12 protein-coding genes are annotated in these 13,000 nt (G+C 35.8%); 10 read left to right on the top strand and 2 right to left on the bottom strand.

Translation table 11 applies throughout. The annotated features are described in order from the left end of the window. Positions 1-106: 106 nt before the first annotated feature. From AB5754_RS03555 to AB5754_RS03510, 10 genes are all read left to right on the top strand, one after another. A complete protein-coding gene (locus AB5754_RS03555) occupies positions 107-931 on the top strand; it encodes a helix-turn-helix domain-containing protein (protein WP_029487384.1) in 825 nt (274 codons plus the stop codon). A gap of 187 nt (positions 932-1,118) precedes the next feature. Then, entirely contained in the window at positions 1,119-1,466 is a 348-nt protein-coding gene (locus tag AB5754_RS03550; RefSeq protein ID WP_016173357.1) for a helix-turn-helix transcriptional regulator, read from the top strand. Continuing rightward, positions 1,444-1,818 carry an arsenite efflux transporter metallochaperone ArsD gene (gene arsD, locus AB5754_RS03545; protein ID WP_029487385.1) on the top strand — a complete coding sequence of 125 codons (375 nt, stop codon included), beginning with the start codon at positions 1,444-1,446 and terminating at the stop codon, positions 1,816-1,818. Before AB5754_RS03550 ends, arsD begins: the two co-directional genes overlap by 23 nt. A 34-nt stretch (positions 1,819-1,852) precedes the next feature. Next, positions 1,853-3,580: an arsenical pump-driving ATPase gene (gene arsA, locus AB5754_RS03540; RefSeq protein WP_029487386.1), complete on the top strand. Its 1,728-nt coding sequence runs from the start codon at positions 1,853-1,855 to the stop codon at positions 3,578-3,580. 91 nt (positions 3,581-3,671) lie between these two features. After that, on the top strand, positions 3,672-4,730 hold the full coding sequence (arsB, locus tag AB5754_RS03535; protein ID WP_016173360.1) for an ACR3 family arsenite efflux transporter: 1,059 nt from the start codon (positions 3,672-3,674) through the stop codon (positions 4,728-4,730). Positions 4,731-4,740: 10 nt separating this feature from the next. Then, positions 4,741-5,826, top strand: a complete 1,086-nt coding sequence (gene arsB, locus AB5754_RS03530) for an ACR3 family arsenite efflux transporter (protein ID WP_368251063.1) — start codon at positions 4,741-4,743, stop codon at positions 5,824-5,826. Positions 5,827-5,840: 14 nt separating this feature from the next. Next, positions 5,841-7,502 carry an FAD-dependent oxidoreductase gene (locus tag AB5754_RS03525; protein ID WP_029487387.1) on the top strand — a complete coding sequence of 554 codons (1,662 nt, stop codon included), beginning with the start codon at positions 5,841-5,843 and terminating at the stop codon, positions 7,500-7,502. A gap of 294 nt (positions 7,503-7,796) precedes the next feature. Continuing rightward, entirely contained in the window at positions 7,797-8,732 is a 936-nt protein-coding gene (locus tag AB5754_RS03520) for an ABC transporter ATP-binding protein (RefSeq protein WP_016173364.1), read from the top strand. Further along, positions 8,725-9,495, top strand: a complete 771-nt coding sequence (locus AB5754_RS03515; RefSeq protein ID WP_016173365.1) for an ABC transporter permease — start codon at positions 8,725-8,727, stop codon at positions 9,493-9,495. Before AB5754_RS03520 ends, AB5754_RS03515 begins: the two co-directional genes overlap by 8 nt. Positions 9,496-9,834: 339 nt before the next feature. Further along, the gene (locus AB5754_RS03510; protein ID WP_172843735.1) at positions 9,835-10,902 is read left to right on the top strand and encodes a Fic family protein; all 1,068 of its coding nucleotides are present in this window, start codon (positions 9,835-9,837) and stop codon (positions 10,900-10,902) included. A gap of 745 nt (positions 10,903-11,647) precedes the next feature. Here the strand turns inward: AB5754_RS03510 and AB5754_RS03505 are convergent. Together AB5754_RS03505 and AB5754_RS03500 are read right to left on the bottom strand one after the other, a co-directional pair. Next, positions 11,648-12,697: a site-specific integrase gene (locus AB5754_RS03505; RefSeq protein WP_002403994.1), complete on the bottom strand. Its 1,050-nt coding sequence runs from the start codon at positions 12,695-12,697 to the stop codon at positions 11,648-11,650. Positions 12,698-12,802: 105 nt separating this feature from the next. Beyond that, positions 12,803-13,000 carry a hypothetical protein gene (locus tag AB5754_RS03500; protein ID WP_002403995.1) on the bottom strand — a complete coding sequence of 66 codons (198 nt, stop codon included), beginning with the start codon at positions 12,998-13,000 and terminating at the stop codon, positions 12,803-12,805.

The raw sequence follows: 13,000 nt of genomic DNA, 5'->3' as shown, positions 1-13,000 counted from the left end.
GATAGAATGTCAATAAAATAAAGTTCGAAAATAAGTACTTTTGTATTTCGATTATTAAGAAAGTTTGATATGATTAAACTAGAAAAATATCGGAGTGATGAGGACTATGAAAGTTGATCAACAAAGAGTAGCAAAAAAAATCCGTGAAATAAGGACGGATTTAGGCTACAGTATGGCTCAGTTTGGTGAGCTAATCAGTAATTCTCCCAAAACCACAGTTAATAATTGGGAGCGAGGAATTAATCTGCCCAAAGAAGATAAACTAAAAAAAATCGCCTTATTGGGTAAGACGACGGTAGAAGAGCTATTGTATGGGACGCCAGAGGAAGTACTAACAAATTTATTGAAGGACCATTTTCAGTTACAAGTGAATCCAGCATTTCTACAACAAATGTTGGTATTCTTGAAACAGCAAAAAGTGGATGTCTATGATGAAATGACGATTATGGAGTTTCTGCAAGGAATTATGGATTCCGGTATGTTAGTGGAGAGAAATGATCCGTATCTAACGTATTCCAAAGTTGAAGGAACAGATTCTCTTTATACGGCGGCCGCGGCTAATGACCCATTGGATCCATCACCACGTTATTATGCCTATGTAGACGTTAAGAACAACCGAGTTCATTTGTTGCCTTATACATTTGCGAAGCGACAAAAATATCTATACCATAATTTTCCGGATTTAAGGAATCAAATTGAAATTGATTATTTTACACGAGCTTTTCCAATGCTAGGTGTAGACTTAACTAAGTCTAGAATTATTTACTATGGCTTTGAACGTGCGCAGGAAAAATTGAATATTGTTGAGTATAGTTATAACAGCCAGTCAAAACGATTTGAAGTTAAGAACGAAGATACTACGAATTTTATATACAAGGCTTTTAAATCTGAGGCAAGTAGAATGCAAATTTATTTTTTAAAATTGAAATAGTGCGGTTGATACGTATAATTACTTGATAAATACCATCTATTACTTTTTGAGTGATAGGTAGTATTTACATTTTTGCAGTAAAGGTTTCAAAGTAAAGTAAGAAATAAAAAGACAGAAGCGATTGACAATATATAGATGTTCATCTATATTATTCATAGACATCCATCTATGTAAAGGAGTAGAAGATATGAATTATGATGAAATATCGATAATGCTTAAGGCTCTTGCTGATCCAAAACGTTTAAAAATCATTGATATATTGTCTTGCGGTAGTTTGTGTGCCTGCGATATCTTAGATCACTTTGACTTCACTCAGCCAACTCTTTCACATCATATGAAAGTATTAGAAAAGGCTGGGATTGTCACAGTGACTAAGGATAAAATATGGCATCATTATCAATTAACGGAAAGCTTCGCCGATCAATTTATGGGTTCAATGATGCAATTGTTTTCTGATAAAGATGATTGCATTTGTAATAAACTAAATTGTAATTGTAAAGGGGAAAAAAATGATGAAAAAATTGGAGCTATTTGAACCAGCAATGTGTTGTTCAACAGGAGTCTGCGGTCCATCAGTTGATGAAGAATTACTAATGGTAACCTCAGTATTTGAAAATTTCGAAGGACTGGATTCAATTGACGCTTCTCGTCACAATTTAACCAGTGATCCAGATGCTTTTGTCAAAAATCCAACAATCTTGAAGTTGCTTCAAGAAAATGGTAATGATATTTTGCCGATAACCTTATTAGATGGAAAAATTGTCAAAGAAGGTTCTTATCCAACCTTAGAGGAATTCGGAAAGTATGGAGAGGTTCGCTTTGTAGTTCAATCAGCTAGTTCTGGTAGCTGCTGTGGAGGGAATAATGGGAGCGAAGGCTGTTGTTAATAGACCTCTTTAAAAGGGAAAGGGAGGAGATACAATGCTTCAATATATACCAAAAAAGATAGAATTAACTAAATATCTGTTTTTCACAGGTAAAGGTGGGGTTGGGAAAACGACTACGGCTTGTGCCACGGCGACATCTTTAGCGGAAGACGGCAACCAGGTTATGCTAGTCAGCACAGACCCGGCTTCAAACCTGCAAGATGTTTTCCAAACAAAATTAACAAATAAACCGACTACGGTTGACGGAATTAGCCATTTGAAAGTTGCAAATTTTGATCCAATCACAGCGGCAGAAGAATACAAAGAGAGTATTGTCGGTCCTTATCGGGGAATCTTACCAGATAGTGCACTAGTTAATATGGAAGAACAATTATCAGGCTCTTGTACAGTAGAGATTGCTGCTTTTAACGAGTTTGCGAACTTTTTAACTGATAAAGAAGTTGCAGAGCAATTTGATTATGTAATTTTTGACACCGCCCCCACTGGGCATACGCTAAGAATGCTACAATTACCTTCTGCTTGGAATAATTATCTGGATGAAAATACAACTGGAGTTTCTTGCTTGGGACAATTATCCGGATTGGGTGATAAAAAAGAGATATATGAAAAAGCAGTGGAGACACTTACAGATGCAACCCAAACATCTTTAATTTTAGTGACCAGACCGCAAAAAGCACCACTAATTGAAGCTGAACGTGCTTCCGAGGAACTATTGAAATTAGGGATTAAGAATCAATTACTAGTGGTTAACGGATTATTGAATAATCCTGATGATGTGATTTCTCAGGTAATCTACGGTGAACAACAAAGTGATCTAGAAGAAATGCCAAAGCCTTTGAGCAAATTAGAAAAGTACTATATTCCACTTCGCCCATATAACGTTGCAGGAATAGATAAGCTTCAAATTTTATTGAGTAATCAACAGCCAGCTGTTCACCAACATGAACAGGAACCGATTGAGTTTCCAACGTTAGATTTTATTGTGAGTGAGTTTATTCGAACGAATAAAAAGATTATTTTTACGATGGGAAAAGGTGGCGTTGGCAAGACAACTGTTGCTATTCAAATCGCAGAAAAATTGGCACAATCAGGTAAAAAAGTTCGTTTAGCGACAACGGATCCTGCCGATCATCTAAATCTTTTTATTTCGAATGAGTTGCCAATTTCAATCAGCCATATCGATGAAGAACAGGAACTAGAATCTTACAAAAAAGAGGTTCTTTCAAAAGCTCGTCTGACGATGAATGCGGATGATGTCGCTTATGTCGAAGAAGACCTTCGTTCACCTTGCACGCAAGAAATTGCAGTATTTAGAGCATTTGCGGAAATTGTAGATAAGTCAGAAAATGAAATTGTGGTAATAGATACCGCTCCAACAGGACACACATTGCTTCTTTTGGATTCCACGCAAAGCTATGCCAAAGAAGTTGAAAGAAGTTCTGGCGAAGTGCCATTGTCGATTCAAAAGCTATTACCAAGATTACAAAATAGCAATGAAACGGAAGTATTGATGGTTACTCTGCCTGAAACAACGCCAGTGTACGAATCGATGCGTTTAGATGAAGATTTGAATCGTGCAAAGATTGCTCATACTTGGTGGCTAGTCAATCAAAGTATGTATGCTACCGATACGTCCAATGAAGTATTAAAGGCGCGCGCTACAAATGAAATTGAGTGGATCAATAAAGTAAAAGATCTTTCAGATGGGCATTTTGCGGTAACAGAGTGGGTTCCTAACTTTGACGCAAAATTAGTTCATTAATTTTTTGACCTATATATAGATAACAATCTATATATAGGTTCATCTATTCGTTTGAGGAAAATAAATTTTTTATTCTGCTGGAGATGGAAAAATGAATCAAGTAACTAAGAAATTGTCTTTACTAGATCGATATTTGACATTATGGATTTTTATTGCAATGGCAATTGGTATAGGAATGGGGTATTTTTTTCCCAATATTCCTAAAGTAATAAATCATTTAGAAGTTGGGACGACTTCGATTCCAATTGCAATAGGTTTAATTTTGATGATGTACCCACCACTTACAAAAGTAAAATATGAAGAAATGTGGCGTGTTTTTAAGGATTGGAAGGTACTCTTACTTTCACTAGTTCAAAATTGGATTGTCGGTCCAATTATTATGTTTGTTTTAGCAGTAGTCTTTTTGCACAACTATCCAAGTTATATGGTTGGGTTAATTATGATTGGGCTTGCTCGATGTATTGCTATGGTAATCGTCTGGAGTGAGCTTGCCCAAGGAGACAACGAGTATACAGCTGGATTAGTAGCATTTAATTCTATTTTTCAAATTGTATTTTACTCATTATTTGCATATATCTTTGTCACAGTATTACCGAACTGGCTTGGTTTAGAGACACATACGATTAATATTACAATGGGAGAAATTGCCAAAAGCGTTTTTATTTATCTGGGAATCCCATTTATTGCAGGTTTTAGTTCAAGATTTATTTTGATCAAAATGAAAGGGAAAAAATGGTTTGAAACTAAGTTTATCCCTAAAATAAGCCCAATAACTTTGGTTGCATTACTATTTACAATTATCGTAATGTTTTCCGTAAAGGGTGAAAAAGTGATTGAGTTGCCATTAGATGTAGTTCGAATTGCTATCCCACTACTATTCTATTTTGTAATTATGTTTTTTGTATCATTTTTACTCTCAAAAAAAATGGGCACAAGTTATCCAATCGCGGCGTCGTTATCTTTTACGGCTGCAAGTAATAATTTTGAACTAGCGATAGCCGTAGCAGTAGGTGTATTTGGGATCAATTCGGGTGAAGCATTTGCGGCGGTTATTGGCCCCTTGGTCGAAGTTCCAGTTTTAATTGCTTTAGTGAATGTTGCTTTAAAATTTAAACAAAAATATTTTTCGAAAGAAGGCGCAAGCCATTAGGAGGAAATAAATGAGTTCAGAGAATGAAAAACAAGGATTAGGTATTTTTGAAAAATATCTGACGTTATGGGTAATTGTGTGTATGGTTATTGGGGTGCTAATTGGAAAATTTTTGCCGAGCGTTCCTGACACCTTAAGTAAGTTTGAATATTATCAGGTATCAATACCTACAGCAATTTTGATATGGTTAATGATTTATCCAATGATGTTGAAGATTGATTTCACTAGTATTGTTAGTGCAGCCAAAAAGCCTAAAGGATTAGTTGTTACCTGCGTGACAAACTGGTTAATCAAACCTTTTACAATGTATGCTATATCCGCTTTTTTCTTCTATGTGATTTTTAAGAATCTTATACCTATAGAATTAGCAAAAGAGTACGTTGCTGGTGCTGTTATATTAGGTGCTGCACCTTGTACAGCTATGGTATTTGTATGGAGTTATCTAACGAAAGGTGACGCAGCATACACTCTGGTACAAGTAGCGATCAATGATTTAATTATTTTGATTCTATTCGCACCCATTGTAGCGTTTCTACTTGGTGTGGACAATGTTGTTGTTCCAATGGGAACATTGCTATTATCTACAGTTCTTTTTGTAGTAGTGCCACTACTTCTAGGTTTCGTTACTAGAGTAATTATAATAAAAAATAAAGGTAAGTACTATTTCGAAGATGTCTTTTTAAAGAAATTTGACTCTGTTACAATCATTGGATTATTGCTAACGTTGATTATTATTTTTTCTTTTCAAGGTGAAAAAATATTAGCCAATCCAATTCATATTTTATTAATTGCAATTCCACTAACCATTCAAACGCTACTAATTTTTACTATTGCCTATGGGTGGTCAAGGTTTTGGAAGTTGCCTCATGAGATTGCCTCACCAGCTGGAATGATTGGTGCGAGCAATTTCTTTGAACTAGCGGTTGCTGTTGCGATTTCACTTTTCGGCCTACAGTCTGGCGCGACTTTAGCAACAGTTGTAGGAGTGTTAGTTGAGGTACCGATCATGTTGCTATTAGTAAAGATTTCCAACAATACTAAGTCATGGTTTGTTAAGTCAGGTGATACTAACCAAATTGAAAATCTATATGAGTAGTTGGGGTGCATAGTATGAAAATAATAATCATCGGGTCTGTTGCAGCAGGAACAAGTGTTGCTGCAAAAGCGAGAAGGAACACAGAAGAAGCGGAAATCATTCTATATGATAAAGATATCGACATCTCATATTCTGTTTGTGGAATTCCATATGCTGTTGGAGGAGAAGTTGAAAAATTCGATGAATTGACTCCACGGAATGCTGAGTGGTTCAAAAAGAGATACAACGTAGATATTCATACTTCGCATGAAGTACAACGTATTGACCATAAAAAGAAACGTATTTACGGACTAAATTTGATTACTAGAAAGTCGTTTTCAGATGATTATGATGCATTAGTATTTGCAACAGGTTCAATTTACAATACACCGGCTATATTCTCTAATAGACAATTTGAAAATGTATTTCAAATCAAAAATGTTTCCAGTGGTAAAAATATTCACAACTTTATTAAGACTAATAAAGTAGAAAAAGCTGTTATTGTAGGTGCTGGATATATTGGGTTAGAGATGGCTGAACAATTACAGAGACAAGGAATAGCTGTTTCGTTACTGCAACGAGGCAACCATCCAATGTCTCATTTAGATTGGGATATGGCTATAAGAATAGAGAACGAAGTAGCAAAACAACAGATTGATTTTAGGCCAAAAGAAACGGTTGTTGAATTAGTAGGTGAAGAACAACTAACTGCTGTTAAGACTTCAAAAGGGAATGAATTATCAGCCGATTTATTTGTATTGGCAACAGGAGTAAGGCCAAATACAGAATTGGCTCAAACCATAGGAATAGAGTTGGGCAAAACGGGAGCAATTAAAGTAGACAATAGAATGGAAACCAATTTGAAAAATGTCTATGCAGTAGGGGATGTAGCAGAAAGCTACAATCGCATTACTCAACAACCAATCTATCGTCCCTTGGCTTCGACTGCGAACAAGATGGGTAGAATTGCTGGTGACACAATTACTGGTGGCTCTTTACGATTTAAAGGAATATTAGGAACCGGTATTTTGCGCTTTTTTGATTTAGCCATTGCACAAACGGGTCTTACTGAAAAGGAAGCTCTTAAAGAAGGATTAGAAGTTGCCGTTTTATACAATATAAAACCAAATAAACCTGATTACATGGATGGCAAAGAAATGGTCATCAAAGCAATAGCAGATAAAAGCAGCGGTAGAGTTCTGGGTGCCCAAATTATCGGTTATGACGGAGTAGATAAAAGAATCGACGTGCTTGCTACGGCTATTTCCTTTGGAGCATTGGCGGAAGAACTGTTTGATTTAGATTTAGCTTATGCACCACCATTTTCAACAACCAAGGATCCCGTTCATTATACTGGAATGGCCTTAGATAACGCGGTGAAGAGAAGAGCGCCTTTGATGTCCCCGATTGAGTTAATTGAACGACAACACAGAAAAGAAAAGTTACAGATAATTGATACAAGATCCAAAAAGCAATTCGAAAAATCAAAGGTTAAAGGAGCTATTCATATTCCATTATCTGATTTGAGGACACGCTACGATGAGTTAGACAAGAATGTTTTGACAATTACGTACTGTAATAAAGGTGTTACCGGGAATGCTGCACAAAATATACTGTTAAACGAAGGATTCAAACACGTGTACAATCTTTCCGGAGGAAACAAAAATTATCAAGAAATTTATGAGAATATTGATTAAATAGTAAATTGCTGAGGTAATATAATTTATGTCTGAAGAAAAGAGAGCCGTTGCTAGATTATTTGGGATGTCACTGGCATTTATTCTAGCTAAATTACTAAATTATCCAATTAGTATTGGAATATTTATCAACTTTATTACGCTAATTTTGGTATTCTATTTATTGGCCAAAAGGAAAGAAAAACAAAGTAAGAAAAAATAAGGTCATGTGGTCAATTGACCACATGCCTTTTTACAGTATAAAAGTTAGAGCGACTTCTAATTTAAGAATTGTTTTACGAAAGGAAAAAGTATATGGAATATGCACTTGAAATAACGAATTTAAAAAAAATCTATGGAACAGGTGTTGAGGCATTACGTGGAATTGATCTCCAAGTTGAAGAGGGTGATTTCTATGCCCTTTTAGGGCCCAATGGTGCTGGGAAGTCGACAACCATTGGTATTATTACTTCTCTTGTCAATAAAACATCTGGAATGGTAAAAGTTTTCGACTACGATCTTGATAAAGACTTAGAAAGAGCAAAGCAGCAAATTGGTCTTGTACCACAAGAATTCAACTTCAATCCATTTGAGACTGTTCAACAAATTGTAGTGAATCAGGCAGGTTATTATGGTGTTCCGAGAAAAGAAGCATTGAAGCGCAGTGAGAAGTATTTGAAGCAATCAAATTTATGGGAAAAACGTAACGAACGTGCTCGGATGCTCTCTGGCGGGATGAAGCGCCGGCTGATGATCGCTCGAGCACTAATGCACGAACCAAAGCTATTAATTTTGGATGAACCAACCGCTGGGGTGGATATTGAACTGAGACGTGAAATGTGGTCCTTCTTAAAAGAATTAAACGAAAATGGAACCACTATTATCTTGACCACTCATTATTTGGAAGAAGCTGAAATGCTTTGTCGACACATAGGGATCATTCAATCAGGAGAATTGATTGAAAATACTAGTATGAAAGAACTTCTATCCAAATTACAATTTGAAACATTTATTTTAGATCTAGCACCTCATGATGCAGTTCCTAAGATAGAAGGATATACGTATTCTTTAGAAGACGATCTGACTTTATCAGTGGAAGTTGAACGAAATCAAGGAGTAAATGATATTTTTAATCAACTCAGTGATCAAGGGATGAAAGTTTTATCGATGCGGAATAAATCTAATCGTTTAGAAGAGTTATTTTTGAAAATCACCGAAGAAAAAAGATTTTTGGAGGAAACCAATGCGTGATATTTATCTTACTGCTTTAAAAAGTCTTGCTATTAAGGAAACTAACCGTTATCTACGTATTTGGGTACAAACTCTGGTGCCACCAGTTATAACGACATCGTTGTATTTTATCATTTTTGGGAAAATGATTGGTGGCCGAATTGGAGATATGGGTGGGTTCACTTATATGGAATTTATCGTACCCGGATTAATTATGATGTCAGCAATCACAAGCTCATACGCTAATGTATCTTCATCTTTTTTCTCTCAAAAGTTCCAAAAAAATATTGAAGAGCTATTAGTTGCTCCAGTACCAACACATATCATCATTTGGGGATTTGTTATTGGTGGGTTAGGACGAAGTATTCTCGTAGGATCACTTGTAACGATTATTTCCTTATTTTTTGTGCCACTTAATGTTCATTCATGGATTATTGTTATTCTCACGTTATTAATGACTGCAATATTATTTTCATTAGCTGGTTTGATAAACGGTGTTTTTGCTCAATCTTATGACGACGTATCGATCGTACCCACCTTCGTTTTACAGCCGTTAACTTATCTAGGAGGAGTATTTTATGCGATATCGATGTTGCCCCCATTCTGGCAAGGTGTTTCAAAAATAAATCCAATTGTTTATATGATCTCAGCGTTTAGATATGGATTTTTAGGAACAACCGATGTACCAATAGCTATGTCGATTACAATACTTATTTTATTTATTGTTGTTCTTTATTCTATTTGTTACTATTTAGTCGATACAGGTAGAGGGTTAAGAAGTTAATGCTTTTACAATGATATCCCATTTAAAAGCTACAAATTAACATCGAATAGTTGTTTTTTTGAAGATCAGTCACAACTGATAAAAGCAATATCAACATTTAGAGCTTTAATTGTAGCTCTTACGTAGAATTTACTCTTTTTCCTAAAAAATCTACCAGTTAAAAGAAATTGGATTATCGAAGCTCACTAAAACTTAGTTTATTTGAATTGAATTTGTGAAATACTTTTAGGGCTTTTTGTATTTGAATAGTAAAACTAATGTGATGATGAAATATAGTTTTCTCCGCCATTATTTGTTTTTCTCCGCCAAATAAGATAAAATGGCGGAGAAAAGAGGTGAATGGCGGTGAAAGAATTTGATTATCATGAGTTGAAAAAGCTCTCTCTTAGTCATGATTTGCTAAATATGCTGACCAAGATTCATGATTATAAGGGGAAACAAGAACTGTATATTGCCACAAAACCAGAGATTTTAGGCAAACTGACAGACTTGGCTTTGATTCAAAGTACAGAGGCTTCCAACAAAATTGAAGGAATTGCAACAACAGATGGCCGCTTGAAGCAAATCGTAGCGGAAAAAGTAAAACCTCGTAATCGGGATGAAGAAGAAATTGCCGGTTATCGAGATGTGTTGAAACTGATTCATGATAGTTACGAGTATATTCGCGTCGTGCCCAACGATATTTTAACGTTACACAAAAATCTATATAATTACTCGGCTAAAAGTTACAAAGGTAAGTTTAAAAGTGGCGATAATGTTATTACGGAAAAAGATTTAGATGGTAACGAGCGAGTTCGGTTTGTACCAGCGCCTGCATATTTGACACCTGATTTAATTGATGAGCTGTGCTACCAATACAATCAAGCCATTCAGAAGGCTGAGATTGATCCCTTACTGCTGATTCCTTGCTTTGTTTTAGACTTTCTCTCAATTCATCCATTTAGTGATGGAAATGGGCGGATGTCTCGTTTATTGACATTGCTGTTGCTGTACAAGTCGGGCTATTTAGTCGGCAAGTACATCAGTATTGAGATGCTGATTGAAGAATCGAAGCAAACTTACTATGAAGCGTTACAGGCGAGTTCTGTGGGATGGTTGGAAAATGAACAAGACTATACGCCGTTTGTTCGCTATCTTGTGGGAATCATTTTGCGAGCCTATGAAAACTTCTCAGAGCGTTTCGAGATTATTATCAATCAGGAGCTAACACCAGCAGAGCGGGTAGTAGAAGAACTAGAGAAGTCTTTTGAACCTCTAAGCAGAGCTGACATGGAGAACTTGTTGCCGGATATTAGCCAGCGAACGATAGAACGGGCCTTGGCTGGGCTACAAACAGAGAATAAGATTCAAAAAGTCGGGCAAGGCCGTTCGACTAAGTATCAGCTAATAAATGAATTCAAATCGTAATACGATTCACGGGCCATTAATAGAAGCACAAAATCGGTAGTTTAAAATTCAATGAGGCTAATTGAAACTTGCATAACTAAAAATATTAGCTCAATACACTATTTGAAACTCGCTAAAACCAGTGAAAACAAAGTGTGAACTTTTTTAAATTAGTTTACACTTGTCAATAAGTGCTTATTTCCTTGGTATAACAGTGTTTGTATGTAGTTTTTCGATTGTTTTTCGTGTTTTTGTACCCCCCTGTTAGATAGGGGGGGTGAAACAACACTCGCGGGCTAGCGCCCACTCGTGTTCAAGGCGAACTCTTTACGAAGGGGAATTCGCTTGAGGCGAACCCCTCCGCAAAGAGCGCCTAACATTTGGAGGATTTGTTCTTTTATCTTTGACTTTGCAACGTTAAAAAGACCACATGGGTTTACCATGCAGTTTCTTCAATGGAAAGATAAAAAAGAAGTGTAGTAGATACTGATATGCTCTGAATTTGTCGTAACCAAATTGTCTTACGTTCAAAATTGGTTACGAATCGTGGTTACGAGTGCCTAAAATCGACTGAAATCCAGTACAAATCTTGAGGCGAAAAATACTGATAAATCAGCATTTTTGATATTCATTGATTTAAAATAACACAGTTGAACTGCCAACCAGGTCTTAAAAAAGCACGTAAAGCTTCTCAATTCTCAAAACGTTAATCAATTCCTTATTGTATCAACGTTTACAAGAATTTTTTGGTTCAAGTTGGTTCAAATTATAAATTTGACAAAGAATTTAAGAGGTTTAAAGCATCAGCATCTTGCTGGTGCTTTTTTTCTGGCATCAGTTCAAGATAATAGTTCTGTGTTGTTTGAATATTGATATGACCTAAGCGTTTTGATACATAGGCAATATCAATATCTTGTGAAAATAGAAAAGAAGCATGGGTATCTCTTAGGCCGTGGAAGGTAGTTTTTGGAATATCTAGTTTTTTCAGTAATCTGGCGAGCTTAGCAGATTGTTGAAAGCCGTCAGGATCAAAAAAATATCCATTATCCTTAATCGGGACAGATTTTAGAATATCGTAGACTTCTTGGTTAATGGAAATATCTCGTCTTGAATTTTTGGTTTTTAACGAAGTATCTTCAGAAGTTGGACTAAGAGAACGTCTGACATGGACACCATATTCAAAGAGGTCTTCGGGACGCATACCTAAAAGTTCTCCGCGTCTCATACCAGTTTCTAAGGCAAGGAGTACAAGAATGTTAAATTCATTTTCTTGATGATTAATGACATAAGTACGTAGTTTCTTTAATTCGGTAATGGAAAGCGCACGGTTTCTCTTATCCAAAACTTTCCCTCGTGTTTTGACTAAATTTGCAAAATCGGTAGCAAGATAGCCACGAGCATAAGCATCACGTAATGCTGTTTTGATTTTCAATAGTACTTCATGAGTGGTTTTACGAGAATGAGTCTCCGCATACTTATCTATTTTTCGTTGTACTACAATATCGTTCAAATCCTTTAACTGTATATCACCAAATAATTTCTTCACCACTTGAGAAGTCCTTTGATAATTTTGAAAAGTCGTTTCTTTTACATCGTTTTTCTTTATGATATGAATCCAGTTTTCAAAGAAGTCAGCAAATGTTGTTGTACGCTCTGCTAATTGTTTTCCATTTCCTTTCTCCAATTCATTTTCCAAAGCCCAACGAGTTGCTTCCTTTTTAGAGCTAAATGATTTTGTCAATTTCTTATGTTGACCATGGTTATAAAGTGAAATTTGAGCTCTATATGAGTTACCACGTTTAATTATACTAGGCATTTATAACAAATCCTTTCACTGAAAGATGGTTGATAAATGCTAGTTGAATACACCGCCATTCTACATGGCGAAAAGCATCTAATCAACCATCCTACGATATTTTAGCTAGATAGAGTGCGTCTTAATAAAACTGATAAGAGAAGTGACAGTGTATCGCTCTTGTCTTCCTATCATAAAACGCTCTAACTCATCGTTTGCGCGAACGAATTTATCAAAAGATTTTGGATCAATCCCTAAAAACTGAGAAGCTTGTTCTCTAGTAAGTAGATAGGGCAATTCATAAGTAGTTATTGTATTTTTCAT

The organism is Enterococcus sp. 2201sp1_2201st1_C11_2201SCRN_220225, assembly GCF_040925905.1.
GTDB lineage: Bacteria > Bacillota > Bacilli > Lactobacillales > Enterococcaceae > Enterococcus_C > Enterococcus_C asini_A.
This window is presented reverse-complemented; position numbering and strand designations above follow the sequence as displayed.

Excerpts from the sequence above, each read along its gene's own strand:
- arsB (WP_016173360.1), top strand. The coding sequence starts at position 3,672 with ATGAATCAAGTAACTAAGAAATTGTCTTTACTAGATCGATATTTGACA.
- AB5754_RS03515 (WP_016173365.1), top strand. The coding sequence starts at position 8,725 with ATGCGTGATATTTATCTTACTGCTTTAAAAAGTCTTGCTATTAAGGAA.
- AB5754_RS03520 (WP_016173364.1), top strand. The coding sequence starts at position 7,797 with ATGGAATATGCACTTGAAATAACGAATTTAAAAAAAATCTATGGAACA.
- AB5754_RS03510 (WP_172843735.1), top strand. The coding sequence starts at position 9,835 with ATGGCGGTGAAAGAATTTGATTATCATGAGTTGAAAAAGCTCTCTCTT.
- arsA (WP_029487386.1), top strand. The coding sequence starts at position 1,853 with ATGCTTCAATATATACCAAAAAAGATAGAATTAACTAAATATCTGTTT.
- arsB (WP_368251063.1), top strand. The coding sequence starts at position 4,741 with ATGAGTTCAGAGAATGAAAAACAAGGATTAGGTATTTTTGAAAAATAT.
- AB5754_RS03555 (WP_029487384.1), top strand. The coding sequence starts at position 107 with ATGAAAGTTGATCAACAAAGAGTAGCAAAAAAAATCCGTGAAATAAGG.
- AB5754_RS03505 (WP_002403994.1), bottom strand. The coding sequence starts at position 12,697 with ATGCCTAGTATAATTAAACGTGGTAACTCATATAGAGCTCAAATTTCA.
- arsD (WP_029487385.1), top strand. The coding sequence starts at position 1,444 with ATGAAAAAATTGGAGCTATTTGAACCAGCAATGTGTTGTTCAACAGGA.
- AB5754_RS03525 (WP_029487387.1), top strand. The coding sequence starts at position 5,841 with ATGAAAATAATAATCATCGGGTCTGTTGCAGCAGGAACAAGTGTTGCT.
- AB5754_RS03500 (WP_002403995.1), bottom strand. The coding sequence starts at position 13,000 with ATGAAAAATACAATAACTACTTATGAATTGCCCTATCTACTTACTAGA.
- AB5754_RS03550 (WP_016173357.1), top strand. The coding sequence starts at position 1,119 with ATGAATTATGATGAAATATCGATAATGCTTAAGGCTCTTGCTGATCCA.